Annotated in this window: 24 protein-coding genes and 1 other annotated feature; of the genes, 1 reads left to right on the top strand and 23 read right to left on the bottom strand. The window is 54.2% G+C overall.

What is annotated here, in order from left to right; all coding sequences use genetic code 11:
* Nucleotides 1-41: 41 nt before the first annotated feature.
* The 14 genes from KXU80_RS00555 to lspA form a co-directional block, all read right to left on the bottom strand.
* The gene (locus KXU80_RS00555) at nt 42-884 is read right to left on the bottom strand and encodes an ABC transporter permease (protein ID WP_219836384.1); all 843 of its coding nucleotides are present in this window, start codon (nt 882-884) and stop codon (nt 42-44) included.
* Nucleotides 868-1,701 carry an ABC transporter permease gene (locus KXU80_RS00550; protein ID WP_219836383.1) on the bottom strand — a complete coding sequence of 278 codons (834 nt, stop codon included), beginning with the start codon at nt 1,699-1,701 and terminating at the stop codon, nt 868-870. The genes KXU80_RS00555 and KXU80_RS00550 overlap by 17 nt, the downstream gene beginning before the upstream one ends.
* Before the next feature lie 4 nt (nt 1,702-1,705).
* Nucleotides 1,706-2,695 carry an ABC transporter ATP-binding protein gene (locus KXU80_RS00545; RefSeq protein WP_219836382.1) on the bottom strand — a complete coding sequence of 330 codons (990 nt, stop codon included), beginning with the start codon at nt 2,693-2,695 and terminating at the stop codon, nt 1,706-1,708.
* A 334-nt stretch (nt 2,696-3,029) separates the two neighbouring features.
* On the bottom strand, nt 3,030-3,281 hold the full coding sequence (locus tag KXU80_RS00540; RefSeq protein ID WP_219836381.1) for a hypothetical protein: 252 nt from the start codon (nt 3,279-3,281) through the stop codon (nt 3,030-3,032).
* 185 nt (nt 3,282-3,466) lie between these two features.
* A complete protein-coding gene (gene pyrE, locus KXU80_RS00535) occupies nt 3,467-4,114 on the bottom strand; it encodes an orotate phosphoribosyltransferase (protein WP_308858145.1) in 648 nt (215 codons plus the stop codon).
* A complete protein-coding gene (gene pyrF, locus KXU80_RS00530) occupies nt 4,115-4,846 on the bottom strand; it encodes an orotidine-5'-phosphate decarboxylase (RefSeq protein WP_219836380.1) in 732 nt (243 codons plus the stop codon).
* A gap of 92 nt (nt 4,847-4,938) precedes the next feature.
* Nucleotides 4,939-8,157: a carbamoyl-phosphate synthase large subunit gene (carB, locus tag KXU80_RS00525; protein ID WP_219836379.1), complete on the bottom strand. Its 3,219-nt coding sequence runs from the start codon at nt 8,155-8,157 to the stop codon at nt 4,939-4,941.
* Nucleotides 8,144-9,289, bottom strand: coding sequence for a carbamoyl phosphate synthase small subunit (locus KXU80_RS00520; protein WP_219836378.1), 1,146 nt, complete (start codon nt 9,287-9,289; stop codon nt 8,144-8,146). The genes carB and KXU80_RS00520 overlap by 14 nt, the downstream gene beginning before the upstream one ends.
* 36 nt (nt 9,290-9,325) lie before the next feature.
* Complete coding sequence (locus KXU80_RS00515; RefSeq protein WP_219836377.1) at nt 9,326-10,615, bottom strand: dihydroorotase; 1,290 nt, start codon at nt 10,613-10,615, stop codon at nt 9,326-9,328.
* Between the two features lie 28 nt (nt 10,616-10,643).
* Nucleotides 10,644-11,546, bottom strand: a complete 903-nt coding sequence (locus KXU80_RS00510; RefSeq protein WP_219836376.1) for an aspartate carbamoyltransferase catalytic subunit — start codon at nt 11,544-11,546, stop codon at nt 10,644-10,646.
* A gap of 14 nt (nt 11,547-11,560) precedes the next feature.
* The gene (gene pyrR / locus KXU80_RS00505) at nt 11,561-12,091 is read right to left on the bottom strand and encodes a bifunctional pyr operon transcriptional regulator/uracil phosphoribosyltransferase PyrR (RefSeq protein ID WP_219836375.1); all 531 of its coding nucleotides are present in this window, start codon (nt 12,089-12,091) and stop codon (nt 11,561-11,563) included.
* Nucleotides 12,092-12,370: 279 nt separating this feature from the next.
* A complete protein-coding gene (locus KXU80_RS00500) occupies nt 12,371-13,606 on the bottom strand; it encodes an LL-diaminopimelate aminotransferase (protein WP_219836374.1) in 1,236 nt (411 codons plus the stop codon).
* Nucleotides 13,607-13,721: 115 nt separating this feature from the next.
* Entirely contained in the window at nt 13,722-14,678 is a 957-nt protein-coding gene (locus KXU80_RS00495; RefSeq protein WP_258171394.1) for an RluA family pseudouridine synthase, read from the bottom strand.
* Nucleotides 14,638-15,156 (bottom strand): signal peptidase II, encoded by a 519-nt coding sequence (gene lspA / locus KXU80_RS00490; protein WP_219836373.1) that lies wholly within the window; start codon nt 15,154-15,156, stop codon nt 14,638-14,640. The genes KXU80_RS00495 and lspA overlap by 41 nt, the downstream gene beginning before the upstream one ends.
* Before the next feature lie 178 nt (nt 15,157-15,334).
* On the opposite strand from lspA, the gene KXU80_RS00485 reads away from it, so the two are divergent.
* Nucleotides 15,335-16,051, top strand: coding sequence for a TraR/DksA C4-type zinc finger protein (locus KXU80_RS00485; RefSeq protein ID WP_308858144.1), 717 nt, complete (start codon nt 15,335-15,337; stop codon nt 16,049-16,051).
* 14 nt (nt 16,052-16,065) lie between these two features.
* Here KXU80_RS00485 and KXU80_RS00480 read toward each other — a convergent pair whose 3' ends face one another.
* The 9 genes from KXU80_RS00480 to KXU80_RS00440 all read right to left on the bottom strand — a co-directional run bounded on the left by KXU80_RS00480 (nt 16,066) and on the right by KXU80_RS00440 (nt 24,094).
* The gene (locus KXU80_RS00480) at nt 16,066-16,371 is read right to left on the bottom strand and encodes a DUF5665 domain-containing protein (RefSeq protein WP_258171393.1); all 306 of its coding nucleotides are present in this window, start codon (nt 16,369-16,371) and stop codon (nt 16,066-16,068) included.
* 144 nt (nt 16,372-16,515) lie between these two features.
* Entirely contained in the window at nt 16,516-19,611 is a 3,096-nt protein-coding gene (ileS, locus tag KXU80_RS00475) for an isoleucine--tRNA ligase (protein WP_219836372.1), read from the bottom strand.
* 53 nt (nt 19,612-19,664) lie between these two features.
* Nucleotides 19,665-19,969, bottom strand: a binding site (T-box leader).
* Between the two features lie 61 nt (nt 19,970-20,030).
* Nucleotides 20,031-20,525, bottom strand: a complete 495-nt coding sequence (locus KXU80_RS00470; protein WP_219836371.1) for a DivIVA domain-containing protein — start codon at nt 20,523-20,525, stop codon at nt 20,031-20,033.
* A gap of 93 nt (nt 20,526-20,618) precedes the next feature.
* The gene (locus KXU80_RS00465; protein ID WP_219836370.1) at nt 20,619-21,401 is read right to left on the bottom strand and encodes a YlmH family RNA-binding protein; all 783 of its coding nucleotides are present in this window, start codon (nt 21,399-21,401) and stop codon (nt 20,619-20,621) included.
* On the bottom strand, nt 21,398-21,613 hold the full coding sequence (locus KXU80_RS00460) for a YggT family protein (protein ID WP_258171392.1): 216 nt from the start codon (nt 21,611-21,613) through the stop codon (nt 21,398-21,400). Before KXU80_RS00460 ends, KXU80_RS00465 begins: the two co-directional genes overlap by 4 nt.
* A gap of 55 nt (nt 21,614-21,668) precedes the next feature.
* Entirely contained in the window at nt 21,669-22,112 is a 444-nt protein-coding gene (locus tag KXU80_RS00455; protein ID WP_219838789.1) for a cell division protein SepF, read from the bottom strand.
* A gap of 40 nt (nt 22,113-22,152) precedes the next feature.
* Complete coding sequence (locus tag KXU80_RS00450) at nt 22,153-22,875, bottom strand: YggS family pyridoxal phosphate-dependent enzyme (RefSeq protein ID WP_219836368.1); 723 nt, start codon at nt 22,873-22,875, stop codon at nt 22,153-22,155.
* Nucleotides 22,872-23,729, bottom strand: a complete 858-nt coding sequence (gene pgeF / locus KXU80_RS00445; RefSeq protein WP_308858143.1) for a peptidoglycan editing factor PgeF — start codon at nt 23,727-23,729, stop codon at nt 22,872-22,874. The genes KXU80_RS00450 and pgeF overlap by 4 nt, the downstream gene beginning before the upstream one ends.
* An 89-nt stretch (nt 23,730-23,818) precedes the next feature.
* Nucleotides 23,819-24,094 (bottom strand): YlmC/YmxH family sporulation protein, encoded by a 276-nt coding sequence (locus KXU80_RS00440; RefSeq protein ID WP_219836367.1) that lies wholly within the window; start codon nt 24,092-24,094, stop codon nt 23,819-23,821.
* Nucleotides 24,095-24,207: the final 113 nt, after the last annotated feature.

Genomic DNA, 24,207 nt, shown 5'->3' with positions numbered 1-24,207 from the left:
ATCCGCACCGGGCACAAAAGCTTTCTCGTAAAAGGTAACAATCAACCGCGCAGCGTAATCGCATTTCCGGAGGCGTAGCGCCTCAAGCCTGTTCTGAACATTACAGCAGCAGCGAGGCTTACGCCTCCTGTCATGGCCAGTGCCTTCCACATAAAAACAGGATCAAACTCCCGAAGCAGCCCGATCGGCAGGAAGCTGACGAAACCGGCCGGAATCAGCGTGAAGAGCAGCGTCTTGGCCAGCCCTTTGAAAATATCGGACGGATACGTCGTCAGCGCCAGGAAGCCGTTAAACACCTGCTGGGCGAGTCCCTCCGCATTGCCGATGAAGAAGGCCATGCTGCCGGCGATCACGGTGACCGCCATAATGAGAAGGCCGCTGATCAGCAGGCTGAGGAGGAAGAGAAGCAGGCCGGTTAACGAATGATCGCCGACCCATGCGTAAACGACAAGCCCGAACAGAGAATCGCCTGCCGCCGTCAGCGACATTCGGCTGGCAAGCACATGCAGCAGCACCGGCTTGGGCTGCGTCATGTATACGTCGAGCTGACCGCCCGCGACGAGCGGCGCAATCCGGTTGAAGTTGCCGAAGAGCATGTTCGCCCAGCCGAAGCCGCCCGCGCCGGTCGCCCAGAGCATCATCACGTCATTCAATTCCCACCCGTTAACCACTTGGAACCGTTCGAAGAATAGGCTCCAGAAGAACAGCCACATGAAGTTGTTAATGAACATCATGCCTGCCATGAGGAAGAAGCTCATCCGGTATTCCAGCGCCGAGGCGAGGTTTACCTTCCAGCAGGTGAGGAGAAAAGCAATCGTGCCCCGGATAAGATGTTTCCGGGTAACAACATCCGCTGACAATTGCCTATTATCCGCCGTTAACATGAAGCCTCGCCACCCCTCTCCTATACATAACCGTGACCAAACCGGCCAGCAGTGCGACCCAGCCCGCTTGAATGGCAATTTGCTCGAAGACAGGCACGGTCCCGTAATTGACCGCCGTTCGTGCCGGAAAATAAAGCATTGCCTGAAACGGCAGCCATGCACAGATCCGCTGCAGCCAACCCGGCATCAGATCAAGAGGCAAGAGCATGCCACCGACCGTGAATTGCAGTTTATGAAGCACAAACTCCATCCCCCGCGTCTCTTCCACCCAGAAGGCGCAAAGCGCAACGATCATGTTGAGGAGAAACGCAATCGTCAGCGCGCCGAACGTCAGCCCGAATAGTCCAGCCCAGCCGAGTCCGAACGACGGAGGTCCGACGCTGATCCATGCGATCGTGCCGCCTACAACAAGATGAATGCAGAATCGAAACAGCGCTTCAGCTATATAGGCGGCGTAATGAAAGCCGATATACGAGAAGGGACGAATGAGACGAACGGCAATGTCTCCGTTCTTCACTTCGTTCTCGATGAGTCCGCACAGCGCCGGAACGCCCATCGTAATCGATTCCGTGAAAACGAGGTACCAGATGATCTGCTTCAGCGTGAAGCCGCCGATCACCTTCGTAGTGTCTCCGTCGTACGCGGCGGACCAGAGCTGAACGAACACATACAGAATCAGCAGCAGAAAGCTCGCGCGCATCACGAAATCCATCTTATACGCCAACTGCTGCTGGAGCGTAATCCAAGCAACAGCGCCCGCTTTCTTGCTCCGTAGGGACAAGAGGGCCGTGCCTCCGTCAAATAACCGATTTCCCATCGCGCTAGCCCCCTGTCCCGTAAATATGCGTAATGATCTGCTCCATTGGCGGATCCTCCACCGTGACATCGTCCAAACGCAGCGTGCCGATGACCGCCCCGAGCACCGCCTCGATTTCGGTTGAAGCAAGGTCAACGGACAGCTTCAGCTTGCGGCCTTCGCTTGCGACCACCTCGGTTCCATGCAGCTGCGGGAGCAGGGATGGGGAGTAACCGGCAGACAGCGTAAGCGAGATGATCTTATGGTTCAGCACCTCCCGCTTCAACCGGTCGACAGGTGCATCCAGCAATATCCCTCCGTGATGGATAACGACCGCCCGCGAGCAGAGCTCCTCCATATCGCCCGCATCATGCGAGGTCAAGAATACGGTCGTGCCCTCCTCCCGGTTCAGCTCACGGATCAGCTCCCTGATGCGCTGCTTCACGACAACATCGAGTCCAATCGTCGGTTCATCCAAGAAGAGCAGCTGCGGACGATGCAGGAAAGCAGCAGCGATCTCACAGCGCATGCGTTCGCCGAGTGACAGCTTACGAACGGGCGTGTGCAGATAAGGTCCCAATTCGAACCGCTCGATCAGGTCCGCACGTCGTGCATGGTAATCACTGCGATGCAGCTCATAGATTCGGCTGATCAAGTCAAAGGTGTCGATCGGAGGCAGGTGATACCATAATTGCGATTTCTGCCCGAACACCGCACCGATGCGATAAGCCAGCTTCTCACGCTCCCTCCAAGGGGTATACCCGAGCACCTCAGCCTCGCCCGAAGAGGGATACAGAATGCCGGTCAGCATCTTGATCGTCGTTGATTTGCCGGCTCCGTTCGGCCCCAGGAAGGCAACCATCTCCCCCTGCTGCACCGTCAAATCGATGCTGCTGACCGCCACCTTCTCTTCCCACTGCGGCCTCAGCAGCGAACGGAAGCTGCCGGACAATCCGGCATCCTTGCGTTTGACCGTGAACACTTTGCGCAGCGCATGCGTTCGTAAAGCATCCATCCTGTACTCCCCCTTTTTGTTACGACGCTTTCTTCCGGTAAAGCAAAAAAGACCTCCTGCAAGCGTCGCCCAGCTGATCTGGGAGGAACTTGCCGAAGGTCTTTTATCCCTACGGTGTAGCAGGACGTATCGTACGCTGCCTGGTCTCGCTCGGTTCGCCTCTATGCGGATCCCTAGAAACCCTTCCATTTAATGTAACATATTACCATCGGTCCTGCGCATTGGCAAGCGTTTTTTCGTAAGGGTTGTTCACGAAATCGTTCGCTGTTCAAATTAATCGATGGCAGCTTACGGAAGCGGTCAGGCTACCCCGCTTCGAACGAAAACCACTCCGTTATGCCGGATGCAATAAATCTTCCATCATCGTAATCAATCTTATACGCATCTGCTGCAGCTTCGCGGCTATACGTTCCATTCGGGAGCTATCGCAGCGTGCATCTATCGCATCAAAGGCCTGACGCATACGGCTGTATGCTTCGTCCATTTGCAGGATTTCGTCGCTCTTCTCCAAATTACGGTCATAAATCCGAACGCGGTACAGCAGATCCTCCGTGGAATCCATCAATCGTGCATACATGTCATTCATCTTCGGTTCCTCACAATCTCTCATTCTATTGGGTCATTCCCTAGTCTATGCGGCAAGTTAGCTACATATAACCGAATGAAAGACAATTTGAAACAATCGGAGCATGAAATCAAAAAGAAGAACCTGGAGCTAGGCTCCAGATTCTGCTGGTAACGCGATAGATGAAAGACCGCAGATGCTGCCGCTTATACACCGAAAGCTTGCGGATTCTCGCGCCAGGCTTGCAGGACGGCGATATCGCTGCTTTGGATAATGCCCTCAGCCGCTGCAACTTCGATCAGCGCCGAATAGTTGGATAGCGTTGCAAGCGGAATACCCGCTTCCGAGAAAGCTTCGGCAGCCTTAGGAAACTGGTACGTGAAGATTGCGACAACGCCCTGTACATCGCAGCCGGCTTCTTGAACCGCGACTGCCGCTTTGAGCGAGCTGCCGCCGGTGGAGATCAAATCCTCGATCAGCACGACCTTCTGCCCCGGCTTGAAGTGGCCTTCGATTTGATTTGTTTTTCCGTGGCCCTTGGCCTTGTCGCGGACGTAGAGCATCGGCAGATTCAGCTTTTGCGCTACCCATGCCGCATGCGGAATACCGCCTGTCGCAATGCCGGCTACGGCTTCGCAGTCCGGATATTGCTCGCGGATAACCGCCGCGAAGCCTTCGGCAATCAGCTCGCGGATTTCCGGGTAGGACATCGTAAGCCGATTATCACAATAGATCGGCGATTTCATACCGGAGGTCCACGTGAACGGATCGTTTGGACGAAGCGCCACGGCATTGATTTTCAAGAGACCCTTGGCAATCTCGGTTGGCAGCCCCGCTAATTGTGCAGTTGTCATTCAAATCAGCTCCTCGATAATGGATTCTAATGCTTCGCGCGGATTGGCCGCTGCTGTAATTGGACGGCCGATGACCATAAAGTCCGTGCCGGCTTGAAGGGCTTGAAGCGGCGTCATGATCCGGGATTGGTCGTTCACATCGGCGCCAGCCGGACGAATGCCCGGCGTAATCGTTTGGAATGCTGCTCCGCAGGCAGACTTGATGAGCTCCACTTCTTGCGGCGATGCGACTACGCCCCCAAGGCCCGCTTCACGAGCCAGCTTCGCATAGCGTACGACTGCATCTGGGACCGTGCCGGCAACGCCGATCTCATCATTCAGTACCGCTTGGCTTGTGCTAGTGAGCTGCGTGACCGCGATAACCAGCGGACGCTTTAGAGAAGCATCTTCCAGAAGCGCCTGCTCCACGCCATCCATCGCCGCCTTCATCATTTCCGAACCGCCTGCCGCATGTACATTGAACATATCGACGCCAAGCTTCGTAATGCTGTTCGCGCCGCCTTTGACCGTATTCGGAATATCGTGCATTTTGAGATCAAGAAATATGTTGTAGCCGCGAGCCTTCAGGTGAGTAACGAAACCCGGGCCCGCTGCGTAAAAGAGCTGCATGCCTACCTTCATATAGCACGGAATGCCTTCAAGACTGCGCACCAGCGCTTCAGCCGCAGCTGCGTCCGGATAATCCAGCGCGACCATGATACGGCCCGCAGCTTCTTCTCTGCTTAGCTTCATCTGTACAGCCTCCTCGTTCACAAGTCTGTTTATGCATGGCGAAAGCCTGCTTGTTGGCAGGCTTTCGCGGCCGAATAACGGCCATGGATTGCTTATTTCTTAGCCAGCACCGGCATTGGACGTGAGGAGAAGTTGATCGTCTCCAGCATGTTCAGCAAGGCGCGGACCGTATCAAGCGAGGTCATGCAGACGACGCCGTTCTCGACCGCTTCGCGGCGAATCCGGAACCCGTCGCGCTCCGGCGTTTTGCCCTTCGTCAGCGTATTGACGACAAAGTGCGCGCTGCCGTCGCGGATCAGATCCAAGATGTTCGGCGAGCCTTCGCTCAGCTTGTTCACGGTTTGCACGCGCAGTCCTGCTTCTTCCAGCGCAGTTGCCGTACCGCCCGTTGCGATAATGTTGTAGCCCAGCTCGTAGTAGCCGCGCAAAATCTCGATCGCTTCCGGTTTGTCTTTGTCAGCAACCGTTGCGATGATGGAGCCTGTCGGCGGAATGCGCATGCCCGCGCCCACAAGACCTTTGTACAGAGCTTTCGCGTATTGTTGATCGCGGCCCATGACTTCGCCCGTCGATTTCATCTCCGGCGTCAGCGTTGGGTCAACGCGGCGCAGTTTCGCGAAGGAGAATACCGGTACTTTGACCGATACATAGTCATCTTCCGGCCACAAGCCTTCGGTATACCCCAGGTCAGCTAGCTTCTTGCCAAGAATCGCCTGTGTAGCCAGGTTTGCCATCGGGATGTTGGTCACTTTGCTCAGGAACGGTACCGTTCGCGACGAACGCGGGTTAACTTCAATCACATACACTTCGTCTTGGAAGATAACGAACTGGATGTTAACCAAACCGATGACGTTCAGGCCTTTGGCGATTTTGATCGTGATGTCGACCATCTTCTGCTGCAGCTCTTGCGAGATCGATTGCGGCGGATAGACGGCGATGGAGTCGCCGGAATGAACCCCTGCACGCTCGACATGCTCCATGATCCCCGGAATCAGGACGGTTTCACCGTCGCAGATCGCATCGACTTCCGCTTCTTTGCCCAGCATGTAACGGTCGATCAGCACCGGATGCTCCGGATTAATTTTCACCGCTTGAACCATGTAGGTCAGCAATTCTTCGTCGGAGTAGACGATTTCCATGGCACGACCGCCGAGGACGTACGATGGACGAACCAGTACCGGATAGCCAAGGCCTGCCGCCGCGTCAACTGCTTGATCGACGGATGTTACGGTGATTCCCTTCGGCTGCAGAATTTTCAGCTCGCGAAGCAGCGCTTCGAACTTCTTGCGATCCTCCGCAGCATCGATGCTCTCCAAGCTGGAGCCCAGGATGCGTACGCCGGCTTTCGTCAGCGGCGCAGCGAGGTTGATCGCCGTTTGGCCGCCGAACTGCACGATTACGCCGATCGGGTTCTCCTGCTCGATGACGTTCATGACGTCTTCGAAGAAGAGCGGCTCGAAGTACAGTCGATCGGAGGTGCTGAAATCCGTCGATACCGTCTCCGGGTTATTGTTGATAATGACGGCTTCGTAGCCGGCCTTCTGAATCGCCCACACCGCGTGAACCGTGGAGTAGTCGAATTCGATGCCTTGACCGATCCGGATCGGACCTGAGCCTAGCACGAGCACTTTCTGTTTGTTCGATTCCGTTACCTCGTTCTCGACCTCGTAAGTGGAGTAGTAGTAAGGCGTTGTCGCTTCGAATTCAGCCGCGCACGTATCGACCATTTTGTACACCGGCTTAAGACCTTGCTCCAAGCGGTATTTGCGGATTTCATACTCATCCGTAAACGTCTTTTGGTTGCCTTCGCTGCGGATTTCCGCGATGGAACGGTCGGAGAAGCCTTTGCGTTTGGCAGCATACAGCAGCTCTTTGGTCAGCACGACTGCTGTGCGAAGCTCGCCTTCGAACGCGACGATGCTTTCGATTTTGTCCAGGAACCACCAATCGATGTTGGTCAGATCTTGAATCTCCTGAAGCTTGTAGCCGCGGCGGAACGCTTCCGCGACCAGGAACATCCGCTCGTCGTCCGGCTTCTGCAGGCGCAGACGAAGCACGTCCTCTTCCAGCTCCGCTGCATCTTTCAAGTGAATGCGGTGCGCGCCGATCTCAAGCGAGCGAACTGCCTTATGCATCGATTCCTCGAACGTGCGGCCGATGGCCATTACTTCTCCGGTCGCTTTCATTTGCGTGCCGAGCTTGCGGTTGGCGGACGTAAATTTATCGAACGGCCAGCGCGGGATTTTGGACACGATGTAATCCAGCGTCGGCTCGAACATGGCATACGTTTGTCCCGTAACCGGGTTGACGATTTCATCCAGCGTGTAGCCGATTGCGATCTTCGCTGCCATCTTCGCGATTGGATAACCGGTCGCTTTGGATGCGAGCGCGGAAGAGCGGCTTACGCGCGGGTTAACTTCGATGACGTAATATTGGTAGCTGAACGGATCCAGCGCGAATTGTACGTTACAGCCGCCCTCGATATTCAGCGCGCGGATGATCTTCAGCGATGCGGAACGGAGCATCTGGTACTCGCGGTCCGACAAGGTTTGGCTAGGCGCAACGACGATGGAGTCGCCGGTATGTACGCCTACCGGGTCGAAGTTCTCCATGTTGCACACCACGATGCAGTTATCGTTGGCATCGCGCATGACTTCGTATTCGACTTCCTTCATGCCTGCGATCGATTTCTCGATCAAGCACTGGCTGATCGGGCTGTACCGGATACCGGACGCGACGGTCTCGCGCAATTCGATTTCACTTGCGCAAATCCCGCCGCCTGTGCCGCCGAGCGTGTAGGCAGGACGCACGATGATCGGATAGCCGATCTCGTTCGCGAAATTCACTGCTTCTTCGACCGTCGTGACGATGACGCTCTCAGGTACCGGCTGCTCCAGCTCGCGCATCAGATCACGGAACAAGTCGCGGTCTTCCGCTTTCTCGATCGCGGTCAGCTGCGTGCCGAGCAGCTGCACGTTCTCGCGCTCCAGCACGCCTGCGCGCGCCAATTCCACGGCCATATTCAGGCCGGTTTGGCCGCCGAGCGTCGGCAGCAAGCCGTCAGGACGCTCTTGGCGGATGATTTGGGTAACGAATTCCAGCGTAATCGGCTCGATGTACACTTTATCCGCCATGTTCGTATCTGTCATGATGGTAGCAGGGTTGCTGTTGATCAGCACGACCTCGTAGCCTTCTTCTTTCAACGCTTGGCAGGCCTGTGTGCCTGCGTAGTCGAATTCAGCCGCTTGCCCGATAACGATCGGACCGGAGCCGATCACGAGAATTTTTTTGAGTTTATTATTTTTGGGCATGTTGCAGCTCTCCTCTCAATGATGCCGCAAGCTGTGCTTGACGCGGTTTCTGCGGGTTGTTTCGTTTGCTGGTGCGGATCATGTCCAGGAACTGATCGAACAGGTAGCTGGAATCGAACGGCCCCGGAGCAGCTTCCGGATGGTACTGTACCGTGAACGCCGGGAATTCTGTATGTTTCAAGCCTTCAATCGTACGGTCGTTGTTGTTAATATGCGTCACTTCCAGCTTCGTGCCGTTCACGGATTCCTCCAGAACGGTGTAGCCGTGGTTCTGAGAAGTGATGTAGCAGCGGTTCGTCGCCAGCTCTTTCACGGGATGATTGCCGCCGCGGTGGCCGAATTTAAGCTTTGCCGTGTCTGCGCCGCAAGCGAGCGCGAACAGCTGGTGGCCAAGGCAAATGCCGAAGATCGGATATTCGCCCAGCAGCTCCTGGATCATTTTGACTGCGTGCGGTACGTCTTTCGGATCCCCAGGGCCGTTCGTCAATTGAATGCCATCCGGGTTCAGACGGCGGATTTGCTCGGCCGTCGTATCATGCGGCACAACGACAACGTCGCAGCCGCGTTTCGTCAGCTCGCGCAGGATGCCGCTCTTCGCGCCGTAATCGACAACGACGATACGCTCGCGATCGCCGGGGCTCGAGAAGATGCTCTTCGTCGAGGTGCGCGCCACTTGGTCGCGCATCAGCGTCGTAGCGGACAGACGTTCCAGCAGCTCTTCCACGCGCTCCGTGCCTGTCGTAAGGATGCCCTTCATCGTGCCGTGATGGCGAAGAATCCGCGTCAGCATCCGCGTGTCGATATCGCTGATACCGATGATGTCGTGTTCCTTCAGCATGCGGTCGAGCGAGTACTCCGCCCTCCAGTTGCTCGGCACCGGCTCGTGGCGGCGCACGACGAAGCCGTGAATGAACGGACGAACCGATTCGAAATCGTCGCGCGCAATGCCGTAGTTGCCGGACAGCGGGTACGTCATCGTGACGATTTGTCCGCAGTAGGATAGATCCGATATCACCTCTTGGTAGCCTGTAATGCCTGTATTAAATACGACCTCACCGCTGGATTGCCCTTCGGCGCCAAACCCAAGGCCCGTAAACAGCGTGCCGTCTTCCAATAACAATCTTGCTTGCATCCGTATCACTCCTAGTTATCAAGTTGCCTGCTTCTCTTAGTTCTCCGACCAAACGACCTTGCCGCCAACGATTGTCGCTACCGGCCAGCCGTACAGCTTCCAGCCGCCGAACGGCGTATTTTTACCCTTCGAAGCGAATGCTTCCGGGTTTACCTCACGTTCTTGTTCCACATCCACGATCGTCAGATCCGCAGGCGCTCCAACCTGCAGCAGCCCGCTCTTCAGTCCGAACACGCGCGCCGGATCCGAAGTCATTCGTTTTAGCAGGAAGCCCAGCGTCCATTTGCCCGTGCGGACGAATTTCGTATAGAGCAGCGGGAATGCCGTCTCGAAGCCGACGATGCCAAACGGCGCGAGCTGCATGCCGCGGGCTTTCTCTTCCGCGCTGTGCGGCGCGTGGTCAGTTACGATGATGTCCAGCGTCCCGTCTTCCAGCCCTTCGATCACAGCCTGTACGTCGCGCGGCGTGCGAAGCGGCGGGTTCATTTTCCAATTGGCGTCCATACCCGGGATGTCCTCATCCGAGAGAATCAGGTGATGCGGGCAAACTTCGGCGGTTACGTTGATACCGAATTGCTTCGCATGACGGATCAGCCGAACCGATTGCTCCGTGCTTACGTGGCAGACGTGGTAATGCACGCCTGTCGCTTCAGCGAGCAGAATATCGCGTCCGACGTGAATCGCTTCCGATTCGTTCGGAATGCCTTTCAGTCCGTTCTCCGCCGCGAATTTGCCTTCTGTTACCGCAGCGCCTACGACAAGCGAATCGTCCTCGCAGTGCGCGATGACCGGCATGCCCATGGAAGCCGCGAGCTTCATGGCATCCTTCATCATTTGCGCGTTCTGCACGCCGACGCCGTCGTCCGTGAAGCCGATCGCACCTGCTTCCTTCAGCGCCGCGAAGTCCGTCAGCTCGCGTCCCAGCTCGTTCTTCGTGATGGCCGCGTAAGGCAGCACGTTCACGATGCCGGCCGTCTCCGCTTTGTCCAATATGTAACGGACCGTCTCTGGCGTGTCCGTTACCGGGCGGGTATTCGGCATGCAGGCGATCGTCGTGAAGCCTCCAGCTGCCGCCGAGCGTGTACCGCTCGCAATGTCCTCTTTATATTCGAAGCCCGGCTCGCGCAAATGCACGTGCATGTCGATAAATCCTGCGGAGACAAGGCTGCCTTTCGCGTCAATAACATCTTGCCCGTTGGTATCGGGCTGACCTGCCGAAGCGTCCGTGATTTCGGCGATCAAGCCGTTCGCCACGCGGATATGCTTCAGCTCCGTTTCACCCTTTGCTTCGTTCCAAACCAATCCATTCAAAATCCAAGCTGTCATTCGTGTTCAAACCCCTTCCAAACTGCTTTTATGTCAATGCCCGTTCAATAACGGCCATTCGTATCGGTACGCCGTTCTGCATCTGCGGGAAAATGCGTGATTGATGATGCTCGACGAGCTCATCGTCGATTTCGACATTCCGGTTGATCGGAGCCGGGTGCATAATAATTGCATGGGGTGCAATTCGCTGCGCCCGTTCCGTCGTCAGCCCGAACTGCTCGCGGTAAGCTTCCGGCGAGCCCATCTTCCCGCCTTCATGACGCTCAAGCTGAACGCGCAGCATCATGATGACGTCGGACCGCAGCGCTTCCTCCATCGTTACGTAGTTTACATCGAGGTCAGCCGCTTTCATCGCATCCGGAGCGCAGAACTGCACGTTGGCGCCGAAGGCTCGCAGCGCGTACAGATTGGAACGAGCCACGCGGCTGTGCTGAACGTCGCCGATGATCGTCACCGTCAACCCTTTCAGCTCGCCGAACTGCTTGCGCATCGTGTACATATCCAGCAGCGCCTGCGTCGGATGCTCGTTATTGCCGTCGCCGGCGTTAATGAGCGGCACCTTAATCTTCGCTGCCAATTCCGCAAGCACGCCGATCGGCTTCAGCCGGATGATACCGGCATCTATGCCCATGGATTCCAATGTCCGAACCGTGTCATAGATCGACTCGCCCTTCTGAACACTGGATACCGCCGCCGAAAAATTAAGCACTTCCGCGCCCAGCCGTTTCTCCGCCACCTCGAAGGAAAATCGGGTTCGGGTGCTGTTCTCGAAAAACATGTTAGCTACAAATTTACCTTGCAGCACCGGCTCGATTTTATTGGAGCTGGCTTCCCAGAACGCCGCGCGGTTCAAGATCGATTCCAATTCTTCCTTGCCGAGCTCCTTGAGCCCCAGCAAGCTTCGCTGTCTGACTGCTGTTGCCGTAGACATCCTTAAGCTCCCCCTTAATGGATAATCGTCACCTGGTCATTCTCGTCGATTTCCTGAAGCGAGACTTCAATCTGCTCCTGCTTCGAGGTGGGAACGTTCTTCCCGACGTAATCCGGCCGGATCGGGAGCTCGCGATGTCCCCGGTCAACCAGCACCGCAAGCTGTATCATCTGCGGCCTGCCCATATCCATCAGCGCATCCATTGCCGCGCGGATGGTGCGTCCCGTATACAATACATCGTCGAAGAGGATAACCCGCTTGTTCTTTACGTTCACCCCTCCGCCTGCCGCCGGGCCGCTTTCGCTCCCCGCTTCCCGGTCGTCCCTGTAGAGCGTAATATCCAGCTCTTGTACTTCAATTGGCATACCCTCGATCTCGCGTATCCGTTCGGCGATGCGCTCGGCCAGATAAATCCCTCGGGTGCGAATGCCGACGATCACGCAGTTATCAATGCCTTTGTTCTTCTCGACAATTTCATGCGCAATTCGAGTCAAAGCACGCCGAATCGCCGTTTCGTCCATAATGACGTGATGCTGTTCATCCATGCGTTTCACACGCCTCCTTGCTTCGGAACGAAGGTCCATGGCCACAAAAAAAACTCCCTGCGGCTTGCGCAAGGAGTTTACTCGTTTGAAAGATTCAACTTCAGTTGCTAGAAAAGTCCCGCTTGCGCAGAGATGCGCCAGCGGAGGGGTTGTCTAGCCATGAGAGTTGATTAAACGATCCACGTTACCTTGCCAGCCTCTCTGGACTGAGTTAAAGGTACTGCTGTTTATCAAATGAATTATCCCACGTTCGACAAATGATGTCAATGCTCTTTTGACCTACAGGCTTAATTTGGTGATCCGTTCAACCGCTTTTTCCGTATTCTCGCGGCTGCCGAACGCCGTTAGGCGGAAATAGCCTTGGCCGCTTTGTCCAAAGCCGACGCCCGGCGTACCGACAATATTCGCTTCCGACAGCAATTTGTCGAAGAACGCCCATGAATCAAGACCATTCGGTGTTTTGAGCCAGATGTATGGCGCGTTGACGCCGCCAAACACTTCAAGTCCTAGGGAAGAGAGTCCCTCGCGGATAATGCCGGCATTCGTCATGTAATAGTCGATGATCGATGCGATTTGCGCTTTGCCTTCCGGTGTGTAGATGGCAGCGGCACCGCGTTGTGTCACGTAAGAAACACCGTTGAATTTCGTTGTATGGCGGCGGTTCCACAGGTCGTTGACCAACAGGACGTTACCATCGGCGTCTTTGGCTTTCAGCTCGCGAGGCACGACCGTGTATGCGCAGCGTACGCCGGTAAAGCCGGCTGTTTTGGAGAAGCTGCGGAACTCGATCGCCACTTCCTTCGCGCCTTCGATTTCGTAGATACTGCGCGGCACGTCCGCTTCTTGAATGAATGCTTCATACGCGGAATCGTACAGAATGATGCAGTCATTCGCTTTGGCAAAATCAACCCAACGCTTCAGCTCCGCCTTCGACAGCGTCATGCCTGTCGGGTTGTTCGGGTAGCAGAGGTAGATCAAATCTACTTTGCGCTCAGGCAGGCTTGGCGTAAAGTTGTTGGATGCATCGCATTTCAGGTAAACGATATTATTGTATTGGTTCGTTTCTTTGTTGAACGAACCGGAGCGGCCTGCCATAACGTTCGTATCTACGTACACAGGATATACCGGATCCTGTACAGCCACGACTGCATCCTTGCTGAAAATCTCCTGGATGTTGCCCACGTCGCATTTGGAACCGTCGCTGACGAATACTTCGTTCGCCCCGATGTCGATACCGCGCGCTTTGTAATCGTTGTTGATAATTTCATTGATCAGGAAGTCATAGCCTTGCTCAGGTCCGTATCCGCGGAACGTGCCGGGATTCGAGAGCTCGTCTACGGCCGCATGCATCGCTTTCGTAATCGCGTCCGGAAGACCGCGCGTTACGTCGCCAATGCCGAGGCTGATGATTTGAGCATTCGGATTGTCCTGCGTGAATTTCGTGCGGCGCTTAGCAATTTCTGAGAATAAATAGCTCCCTTGAAGCTGCATATAATTATGATTGATTTGAGTCATTTGGCGTTATCTCACCCTTCATTGTCGGAATATCGTAAATATATCTACCATCATAGCGCACGTAATCCGCTCTGCCATATAAAGAAATTAGTGAAAAGTTTGCACTATTATGTATCTACCTTTGTCTTAAAATCGTCAGTTCATGCTCCATGTCCGCAGGAATCGGCGCTTGAAACTCCATGTATTCACCTGTGCGCGGATGCTCAAAGCCCAGTACGGCCGCATGAAGAGCCTGACCCTTGAGGCCGATCGTCTTATTGCGTCCATACACTGGGTCCCCGGCCATCGGATGATCGATGTATTTCATATGCACGCGGATCTGATGCGTCCGTCCGGTTTCGAGCTGAAGCTCCAGCAGCGTGTAATCGCCGAACCGTTCCATCACCTGAAAATGCGTCACGGCTTCTTTGCTGCCTTTATGGATAACGGTAAACAGCTTGCGATCCTGCGGGTCGCGTCCGATCGGCGCATCGACGGTTCCGTGCTCATGCGGCATATTGCCATGTACAAGGGCGATATATTTGCGGGTTACCGTATGCGCCTTCAATTGCGCGGCAAGAGATGCATGGGCCAAATCATTCTTCGCGGCCATAATAAGTCCCGACGTATCCTTATCGATCCGATGCACGATGCCCGGCCTCATCACGCCGTTGATGCCGGACAAATCCTTGCAGTGGTACATAAGCGCGTTAACGATCGTTCCGGAATAGTGCCCTGGAGCCGGATGCACGACCATTCCTCTCGGCTTATTAATGACGATCACATCGCTGTCCTCGTATACGATATCAAGCGGAATCGGCTGCGCCTCGATCTCGGCTTCTTCCGGTTCCGGAATAATAACCGTGACCACATCTGCCACGGTTAATTTCGTATTGGGCTTGACTTGGCGTCCGTTAACAAGAACAGCGCCGCCCTTAATCCATTCCTGCACCTGCGTACGCGAAATGGAGCCTTCTTCCATGCTCTCCGTTACATATTTATCAAGCCGTTCGCCTGCTTCGGTATCGGCGATCACGAAGCTCATCGGCTCGTCATTGAATGAATTGATGTCCTTCTTGTCCATTTCGTTCATTTCCATTTGAATCTCCGTTCTCTTTCTTGGATGTCAGAAGCGCATCGAGCAGAATCAACCCTACACCGATGCAAATACCGGAATCGGCAATGTTAAAAATCGGGAACACATAGCTGCCGAAGGTGAATTGAAGAAAATCGACGACTTGTCCATACAGCAAACGATCCATAAAGTTGCCGATCGCGCCGCCGAGCACAAGTCCGAGTCCCGTAAGCAGCCATACTTTGCCGCTGTTGCGGTTCTTTGTCAAATACCAGAAAATAGCGCCAACAACAATGAGGGTAATGACGATGAACAACCATCGTTGTTCCTGGAGGATTCCGAATGCCGCCCCTTTGTTGCGAATCGAGGTGATGATGAAGAAATCGCCAAGCACCTGCTTCGTCTGACCCATGTCCAGGCTGTGCTCCACCCATTTCTTGCTTAAATAATCGATTACGAAAACAAAAACCGCCAGCCAGTAATAGTAAAATTTCACGGCATATGCCCCCTTATCCCCCACATTGTAGCATATTTATTCCGCATTCGACTAGCTGATTTCCCTTTCTCTCTGCCAGTGTAACCATGAATGCCCGCCTCTAAAATAGCCCCGTTTTGCGAACTCTAACGAAAGCATCAGCAACCACTCAGCTTCCGTGAAAAGAGGTAACTCCCTTATGACGATGACGAAACTTACGAATAACCAGCTTCGCAATCTTCGGAGCCAGCTGACCGTGGAGAAAGCCGCTACCGAGCAGCGATTAGCAAGCATCGACCACTACGGCTTATCCACTTCCCTGCGGGACGCCACCGGCGATTTGTCCGCTTATGACAACCATCCCGGCGACGCGGCGACCGAGACCTACGAACGAGGCAAAGACATTGCACTGCATGAACAGGAAGAGCTGCGGTTAAATCGCATCAGCGAAGCCTTGTCCGCCATGGACAACGGCAGCTACGGCAGCTGTCAAACCTGCGGAGAGCCCATACCGCTTGCTCGCCTGCAGGCGCTCCCAGACACGCTTTATTGTGCCGAGCATTCGCCAAGACAGGAATTGTCCGAGCACCGACCGATTGAGGAATCATTCCTCATGCCGCCTTTCGGCCGATCCGACATGGATGATCACGAAGACGGCTTCAACGGCTTCGACGGGGAAGATGCCTGGCAAATCGTTGAACGCTGGGGGAATTCCAACTCGCCCGCCATGTCCGAGAACCGCAATGTGACCTCTTATGAGGAAGTAGGAATTGAATCCGACGAACTCGACGGGTACGTTGAATCCCTGGAAAGCTTCATAGCGACCGATATTACTGGTAATCACCGCTATGTGGTTCGAAACAAAGCCTATAACGATTATATGGAGAACGAAGAAGGCGAAGCTTTATTGGAATGATGGACATCATGATGTTAATAGGTTTTTCCTTCCAGCTGATGCTGAACGACGCGAACGATATCTGCAATGTAGTCGCCGATAATCGGTAAATTCAATTTACCTAATAGCTGCAGAACATACAGAATCGTCGCCGCAAAGAATGTAAAACCGATCGCAATGCCGATGCCTCGAGACAATCCGCCGAGCAGATTGCGCCAAATCAGCGAAATCGGCCGGTTTAATAGCTGCACGTAGTCGGCAATTTGCGTCCGTTCCATTTGGATGGTGACCTTCTGCAGACGTTTCTCGAGCGCATCCAATGCATGATGGACGCCTTTCATTTCTTTCTCGTTGATTTCTTCCGCCATCGCACTATTCCCTCCCCAAAGCATCAAACGAAACGCCCATGCAAGCGTTCGGCGGCGGCAAAGGCCGCTCGCCGACACGTGAACATGGGCGTACGTATGATTTGCTGCTATGGGTTACTATGCCCCTGCAATCGAAATTCCAATCTCCCGATCACCGAGCGAGACGCGTTCCATTAATGGCGCAATGCCAAATTCCATGCTGCTGAGCAGTACATTTTCAAACAGCACCGATTCAAACGCCTGTAGGGCGGCATGCAGCTCTGCGTCCACTTCAAGCGTGAGCGCTATCCGCTGTTCAATTGGCAAATCCAGCTTCTTACGCGTATCTTGTACGGCACGGATGACTTCGCGGACCAGGCCTTCCTGCTCAAGTTCCGGAGTAATATCGGTATTTATTGCTACGGTCAGCTGATATCCGGAAGCCGATGCGAAGCCGGATTTGGCCTGTTTCTCTACGAGCAGCTCATTCAGCGCGATGACGAAGCTTTCACCATCCGGCGACGTGTAGGACAGCTCGCCGGCTTTCATAATTTCACCCGTTTCGGCAGGCAGCAGCGTTCTCAGATGCGCTTGGATCGGCCCAACATGCTTGCCGTATTTTTTGCCAGCGACCTTCAAGTTCAGCTTGAAGGCGAAATCGACAAAGCCGCTGTCGCCGCTTGCGATCTTGATCGCTTTCACATTGATCTCATCCTTGATGATTTCTTCGTAAGGAGTCAGATCAAATTCATTATCGAGCGCTACGATAAGTTCCGAAAGGGGCTGGCGCGTCTTGATGCCCGTTTCATTACGGACATTGCGTGCGAGCTCAACGATTTGTCTCGCCGTCTCCATATCGCGTTCCAGCTTCTCGTCGATCGCCGCTTCATCGGCCTTCGGATAATCGGCCAGATGCACGCTGCTTCCATCGCCCAAATTCGTATAGACGTCTTCTGCAAGCAGCGGCGCGAATGGCGCGATCAGCTGCGCCAACGTAACCAGCACGGAACGCAGTGTGCCATAGGCATCCAGCTTGTCGTCATTCAACCCGCTTCCCCAGAAGCGGTCGCGCGAACGGCGGATATACCAGTTGCTGAGCTCGTCGACGAACACTTCGATGCCTTTGGCTGCATTCAGGAAATCGTAGCCGGTCAAGCTTTTGTTCACTTGAGTGACAAGGCTGTTCAATCTCGACGTGATCCAACGATCCAGCTTGTTACCCGATACGCGAGCAGGCTGCGATGCCGGGTCGTAACCGTCAATCGAAGCGTACAGCGCGAAGAACGCGTGCGTGTTCACGATCGTATCAATCACTTTGGACTTGGCCTCGCCTACGATGCCGCGCGAGAATCGCTTGCTGTTCCACGGCGCACTGTCTGCAAGCAGCGCCCAACGGAATGCATCTGTGCCATACTCATCGATGATTTCCCACGGGTCGATAACGTTGCCTTTGGACTTGGACATCTTCTGTCCGTTCTCGTCAAGAATGTGGCCTGTCGAGATAACTGCTTTATACGGCGCTTTGCCGTTGTAGAGCGTGGATACTGCCAGCAAGCTGAAGAACCAGCCGCGCGTTTGGTCGATGCCTTCGCAGATAATATCAGCCGGATACTGCTCGGCAAACTCTTCTTGCTTCTCGAATGGCTGATGATACTGCGCGAACGGCATGGAGCCGCTGTCGAACCAGACGTCAATCACCTCGGATGTGCGCGTCATCACGCCGCCTTCGCAGTGCGGACAATGCAGCTTAACGTCGTCGACGTAAGGCTTATGCAGCTCGATATCTTCCGAGATCGGCGTAACGGAGCGTGCCGCCAAATCTGCGCGGCTGCCAGGTGCATGCTGCCCGCCGCAGGTGTCGCATATCCAAACGTTAAGCGGCGTTCCCCAGTAGCGGTTGCGGCTGATGTTCCAGTCGACGAGATCTTCAAGGAATTTGCCGAAGCGTCCTTCGCGGATATGGGACGGATACCAGTCCACGCCGCTGTTGTTTGCGATTAGTTGATCCTTTATAGCCGTCGTCTCGATGAACCAGCTGTCTGTTGCATAATAGATCAGCGGCGTTTTGCAGCGCCAGCAGAACGGATAGCTGTGCTCGTAGCGTTCCTTCGAGAACAAGAGACCGCGCTCACTGAGCATTTTCACGATATCGACATCGCACTCTTTCACGAAACGGCCGGCGAGATCTGTCACGACTTCCGTGTAACGACCGGCGTTGTCTACGACGTTCAAGAAGCTTACGCCGTTCTGACGGGCAACCTTATAGTCTTCATCGCCGTGTGCAGGCGCGATATGAACGATACCCGTACCGCTCGTGTCGCTGACGTAATCACCCGGGATGATAAAATGGCCGTTCTCGACGATCTCATAGTTGAAAGGCGGCGTATATTTCAGATTCAGCAGCTCCGTGCCCTTCACGGTGGATTGCACCTCGTAATCGCCTTTCATGACGCTTTCGATAAGCGCTTCGGCAACGATGTACACCTCGCCGTCCTTCAGGACGCGCGCGTAGCTCAGGTTTGGATTCACGGCAAGCGCAACATTCGCCGGAAGCGTCCATGGTGTCGTCGTCCATGCCAGCACGAACTCGCCGCTGCCTGTCAGCTTGAATTTCACGGTGGCGCTCAGATCTTTGACATCCTCGTAGCCTTGCGCGACTTCATGCGAGCTGAGCGTTGTCTGGCAATCCGGGCAATACGGGCTTACGCGGTGCCCGCGGTAAAGCAGGCCTTTGCCATGAATGGTGGAGAGGATATGCCAGACGCTCTCGATGTAATTATTGTTCAACGTGATATAAGGATCGTCCATATTCGTCCAATAGCCAATCGCTTCCGTCAGCTCGCGCCATTGGCGCTCGTATTCGAATACGCTGCTTTTGCACTTCTTGATGAAGGCTTCTACGCCGTAATTCTCGATTTCCTGCTTGCCGGAAATGCCCAGCTGTTTCTCGACGCCAAGCTCGACTGGCAGACCGTGGGTGTCCCAACCAGCTTTACGCACAACCCGGTAGCCGTCCATCGTCTTATACCGGCAAATAAAATCTTTGATAACCCGACCTAGCACATGTCCGATATGCGGTTTTCCGTTTGCGGTCGGCGGTCCTTCGTAGAAGACGAAGTTCGGTTTGCCCGCTCGGTTATCGATTGATTTCTGGAATGTTTGATCCTCTTTCCACTTGCCTAATACCCGCAGATCACGGGCTCTTGCTTTCTCTTTCACATCGATGCGCTGCATCTTCGCACGCCCCTTTCATGGCTCCTGAAAATAAAAAAAGCCCCGCCCCTTAAAAAAGGGACGAGACTGTTGCTCGCGATACCACCCTTGTTCCATACAATCGCTGGCTGCTGAGAGCCCCTCCGTATAGATAGGCAAAAACAGCACCGATTGTTTGGCACCTTAGTCACGGATGTACACATCCGAGTTCCGGGTAACGGCGGACCACCGGCGAAGCTTATTTCTTATGAGTGCTCATAAGGTTCAGCTGCGCTTCTCGGAGAGGATCTTCCGCAAGGGTCTGCACACCGGCATTTCAGCAACCGCCGGCTCTCTGGAGAGCATCCGCACGCGTACTCGTTCTCGTCAACGAATTCATTCGTATACATGGATTATTACCATTTATACGCCATTCCTAAACAATTGTCAAACAATTGGGCTTAGCCGCGCACAATTTCGCTTGTGTACGTGGATGGCCCCTCCAAGGAATCCCAGCTGTCATGGCTCAAGAGATCCAGCTGTGCTTCAACCAATGTCCGGAACCGGGCACGGTAGATCGACGCCTGCTTCTTCAGCTCCTCGACTTCAAGGGCGACCTTGCGGGATTTGCTGAGCGACTCATTAATGATCCGGTCTGCGTTCTTCTCCGCTTCCTTCACGATGAGCTGCGCTTCCTTCTTCGCATTGCTTCTGACTTCATCTGCTGCTTCCTGCGCCACGATAATTGTCTTGCTGAGGGTTTCTTCGATGGTTGCGAAATGATTCAGCTTCTCTTGCAGTGCAAGCGCTTGGTTCTGAATTTCTTTATTTTCACGAATGAGCGCTTCATAATCTTTAATAACCTGATCGAGAAATTCATTCACTTCATCTTCATCATATCCGCGAAGACGTCTGCCAAATTCCTTGTTATGTATGTCCAATGGCGTTAACGGCACTGGCGCACCTCCTGAATGTTATCGAGTCCTAGGACGTGTCGTCCCGATTGTACATTCTAATTTCGACAGATGAAGTCATTTTCCTGCAAAGAATTAGATAAATTTGCCGATTTTGACCCTGACTCTGCCTTTTTTGGTAACGCCGTCAACGCCAAGCACCTTAAACCGTCCCAATCCCTGCAAGGAAACGACGTCCCCCTCCTTGAGCGGGGCAGATGGATCCTCTTCCACCTTCCAGTTCACGCGGCATCTGCCTGCACGGATAGGATCTACAATTTTGGTTCGACTCATTCGGTGTACATCACTTGCAATACCGTCTAGACGCAAAGAAGCCACCGAAATGTTCATCTCTTCCAGAGCCGAAACGGCCGGACGCAGCGACGCCGTCGGAAGCAGATCCGTTAGGACGTGAACACGGTGGACTTGCCGCAGATGAATATTGATATAGTCGGCTATTTCTTCCGCAACGAGACAATGGGCTCCGTCATCATGCACATGAAGGTCGCCGATTCGGTCCCGCTTAATGCCAAGACCGAGCAGGGCACCTAAATAATCGCCATGATCCAGTTCCAAATGTCCCTGTGTACCGCCGGATACTTGAATGAGCGCGATTCGTTCCGGCTCATCGTCCAGTACCCGGTAATCCGGTGCAAGGATAGCGCGCTTACGTTCTGCTCCCTCATAACCGCCAAACAGGCGGATTTGCACATCCGGGTTTCGATTGACTAATGAAACCAAGATGTCCGCCTGCCTGGGATCCAGAAAATCCGTCAGCTTCATCTCGTGAGCAAAGGCTGCACGGTCCACCCACTCCGATGCCCGGTCCACGAATGGACGTTCATCCGGATGAAAATGGACGTAGATATCATTCTTCATAAGATCGGCTGAAGAATAAAGATAAGTCCGCGAGCTACAAATTGCAGCGCGAACAAGGCTACGATGGGCGAAATGTCGATGACGCCCCCGATAGAAGGAATAAATCTGCGGAACGGCTTCAAATAAGGCTCAACGCATTTGCCAAGAAGCTCTCCGATAAAGCTGTCACGAAGACCCGGCAGCCACGAAAGCAGAATATACCCGATAATCATATACTGATAAATTTGAGACAGGGTTAATATTAATTGTACGAAATCCAACTCAAGGTCACCTCGATTTTTTGTAGTCTTGCTCCTCTGCCAGCATTTCCGTTATTGCGCCTTGAATTTCAACCGTATCCGGCGTGCATAGAAAAATGTTAGGCCCAAGCTTCGAGATCCCGCCGTTCAGTGCGTAGATTGTCCCGCTCAAGAAATCAACGATCCTGACGGCTTGATCGGAACGGACTCGCTGCAAATTGACGACGACGGATTTTCGTGATCGAAGATGGTCCGCAATATCTTGTGCTTCTTCATAGGAGCGCGGCTCGTTCAGAATAACGCGAACGTTCTTCTGCGAATGAATGCTGACTATATTATTGCCTTTTGCAGTTTGTTTACGTGCTTCGAAAGCAGAAGTTTCAACATCTTGTTCTTCATGCGTATCGATGCGTTCCCGCTCGGTGACTTCTTCTTCTTCCTGCAGTCCAAGAAAACTCATAAACTTGTTCATCATGCCTCTCGCCCTCTTTCATCCAAAATGGTGCTTTCCGTCAGCTCTTGCCTACAAGCACCGTACCGAGTCTCAGCCACGTGGCGCCCTCTTCAACCGCAATCTCGAAATCCCCCGACATACCCATCGATAAACCGTTAACCGGTTCTTCAAGCACAGCGCTTCGGTTCAGTTCGCCGCGAAGCTCCCTAAGACCTCTGAATACAGGCCTGGACTGCTCGCCTTCCGCATCTAGCGGCGCCATGGTCATAAGGCCAACTGGGCGAATATGGCGAAACGCTGCAAGTTCGCGCGCGAACGGTATCAGCCCTTCTGCAGGAAGACCATGCTTGCTTTCCTCGCCCGATACGTTAACTTGAATGAAGCAAGGCACTACGATCCCCAGCTGCTCGGCCCTCCGCGCAATGGCTTGGGCAAGCGACAGCCGATCAAGTGAATGAATATATGTAAACTTCCCGATGACGTCTTTCACTTTGTTCGTTTGCAGCGATCCGATAAAATGCCATACAGCTTGTCCGCCGGGCGAATTCGCCAAGTCGTTGTCCCAACCGCTGCCGGTGACGGCATTCCATTTGTCCGCAGCATGCTGCCATCGGTTCTCGCCCATATGAACAAGTCCGTGCCGCAGCACCTGCTGCGTCTCCTGAACGCCTACATACTTCGTTACCGCAATAAGCTCGATGTCAGCCCGGTTTCGGCCGCTTCTCGCGCAGGCCTCTGCCAGCTTTCGTTCAACCGCTTCCATACGTTCAGCTAAAGTCACGCGTTAAAATCTCCTTCTCTCATTCCGATCCAGCTCACCATGCGGCCGGTTGCCCCGCCTTCCATCCGGTGAGAAAAGAACAGATCCGTGGAACAGCCAGTACACCACTGTGAACATTCGATATGGCTCGGCAAAATTCCTGCTTTTATCATAATCTGTCGATTCAATTCTTTCAAGTTTATGCGCGCCTTCCCGCCCGAGGTCGGAACTACCAGCTCCGCTGGCTTCAAGTTCAGCTGCTTCATAATTGGCACAGCCCGCTCCAGGACGACTTCGTTCACTTCATAACAGCACAGTCCGATCGACGGCCCGATAGCCGCTTGGACATCTTCCGGCTTGCAGCCGAAACGGGCTGTCATCTTCTCTACTGTTTTACGGGCGATCTCCAGCACGGTGCCTTTCCAGCCGGCATGCGCCAGCGCAATCACGCCTGCTGAAGGATCGAAGAAGTATAGGGGCACGCAGTCCGCATACAACGAGGTCAACAGGACGTTTCGCTCATTCGTAATCAGCGCGTCCGCGTCTCCGATGGCGGAATCCAAGCTGTCGGCTCCCCTCCCGCGATCCTCCGCCTCCACGACATGCACATGGCAGCCGTGCACCTGTTCCGCGCATGTCCATGCTTCGAACGGCCAGCCCAGTTCATCGGCGAGCAAGCGCCGATTATTGACGACGTCCTGTGAAACGTCGCCGACATGCAAGCCGCAGTTCAGCGTCTCCCAAGGGGGTTCGCTAACGCCGCCATGGCGGCTTGAGAAGCCTGCTGCCACGCCGGCGTAACGCTCGGTCCAATGGGGCAATAAAAAAAGCGAAGGCTTCTTCGCTGAATGTGTCAACTTAAACGGTTCCATCATCTCGGTTCACCTCTGCTGTTAAGTGTATCATGCAGCAAGCCTCCGCGCGAGTCCAGGACACTCCCGCGGAAGCGGGTACGTTCAATTGGTTAACGAACGACAACGTCGTCCTCTTCCGTACGATACACTTTGGCATCATCGATCCGGACCAGCACGACATCCGTGCCGATCTTTACGATATTGCGCCACGGAATGACGACATCGGTGCCGCCGCCGAATAAGCCGAAGAAACGGGAGTAATTCGGTACGACGATGGAATCGATCCGCCCTTGGCGCAAATCCAGCTCCAAATCGCTGATCTGTCCAAGCTTGCGGCCGTCTACGATGTTGATGACATCCTTCGTTTGGAAATCGGAAATTTTCATGCTTATCGTTCACCACGCTTCCAGGAGGACTGAGAGAACGCATCCAAAACAGGCCTTTATTAATACTATATGTGCCTGCTGGGCAAAATGTCCTGCTTGGCAGTAATTATCCC

The sequence above is a fragment of the Paenibacillus sp. R14(2021) genome (genome assembly GCF_019431355.1).
GTDB lineage: Bacteria > Bacillota > Bacilli > Paenibacillales > Paenibacillaceae > Paenibacillus_Z.
Note: the sequence above shows the minus strand (reverse complement) of the source record. Positions and strands in the feature narration are given on the sequence as shown.

Coding starts and splice junctions, on each gene's coding strand:
- pyrE (WP_308858145.1), bottom strand. CDS start 4,114: ATGACAACTGCACAATTAGCGGGGCTGCCAACCGAGATTGCCAAGGGT.
- KXU80_RS00485 (WP_308858144.1), top strand. CDS start 15,335: ATGACGATGACGAAACTTACGAATAACCAGCTTCGCAATCTTCGGAGC.
- KXU80_RS00455 (WP_219838789.1), bottom strand. CDS start 22,112: ATGAACAAGTTTATGAGTTTTCTTGGACTGCAGGAAGAAGAAGAAGTC.
- KXU80_RS00540 (WP_219836381.1), bottom strand. CDS start 3,281: ATGAATGACATGTATGCACGATTGATGGATTCCACGGAGGATCTGCTG.
- KXU80_RS00480 (WP_258171393.1), bottom strand. CDS start 16,371: ATGAAAGGCGTCCATCATGCATTGGATGCGCTCGAGAAACGTCTGCAG.
- KXU80_RS00520 (WP_219836378.1), bottom strand. CDS start 9,289: ATGCAAGCAAGATTGTTATTGGAAGACGGCACGCTGTTTACGGGCCTT.
- pyrF (WP_219836380.1), bottom strand. CDS start 4,846: ATGAAGCTAAGCAGAGAAGAAGCTGCGGGCCGTATCATGGTCGCGCTG.
- KXU80_RS00465 (WP_219836370.1), bottom strand. CDS start 21,401: ATGAAGAATGATATCTACGTCCATTTTCATCCGGATGAACGTCCATTC.
- KXU80_RS00495 (WP_258171394.1), bottom strand. CDS start 14,678: ATGAACGAAATGGACAAGAAGGACATCAATTCATTCAATGACGAGCCG.
- KXU80_RS00440 (WP_219836367.1), bottom strand. CDS start 24,094: ATGAAAATTTCCGATTTCCAAACGAAGGATGTCATCAACATCGTAGAC.
- KXU80_RS00550 (WP_219836383.1), bottom strand. CDS start 1,701: ATGGGAAATCGGTTATTTGACGGAGGCACGGCCCTCTTGTCCCTACGG.
- pgeF (WP_308858143.1), bottom strand. CDS start 23,729: ATGATGGAACCGTTTAAGTTGACACATTCAGCGAAGAAGCCTTCGCTT.
- ileS (WP_219836372.1), bottom strand. CDS start 19,611: ATGCAGCGCATCGATGTGAAAGAGAAAGCAAGAGCCCGTGATCTGCGG.
- KXU80_RS00510 (WP_219836376.1), bottom strand. CDS start 11,546: ATGTCTACGGCAACAGCAGTCAGACAGCGAAGCTTGCTGGGGCTCAAG.
- KXU80_RS00545 (WP_219836382.1), bottom strand. CDS start 2,695: ATGGATGCTTTACGAACGCATGCGCTGCGCAAAGTGTTCACGGTCAAA.
- KXU80_RS00500 (WP_219836374.1), bottom strand. CDS start 13,606: ATGACTCAAATCAATCATAATTATATGCAGCTTCAAGGGAGCTATTTA.
- KXU80_RS00515 (WP_219836377.1), bottom strand. CDS start 10,615: ATGACAGCTTGGATTTTGAATGGATTGGTTTGGAACGAAGCAAAGGGT.
- pyrR (WP_219836375.1), bottom strand. CDS start 12,091: ATGGATGAACAGCATCACGTCATTATGGACGAAACGGCGATTCGGCGT.
- KXU80_RS00555 (WP_219836384.1), bottom strand. CDS start 884: ATGTTAACGGCGGATAATAGGCAATTGTCAGCGGATGTTGTTACCCGG.
- carB (WP_219836379.1), bottom strand. CDS start 8,157: ATGCCCAAAAATAATAAACTCAAAAAAATTCTCGTGATCGGCTCCGGT.
- KXU80_RS00460 (WP_258171392.1), bottom strand. CDS start 21,613: ATGATTATCGGGTATATTCTGCTTTCGTGGCTGCCGGGTCTTCGTGAC.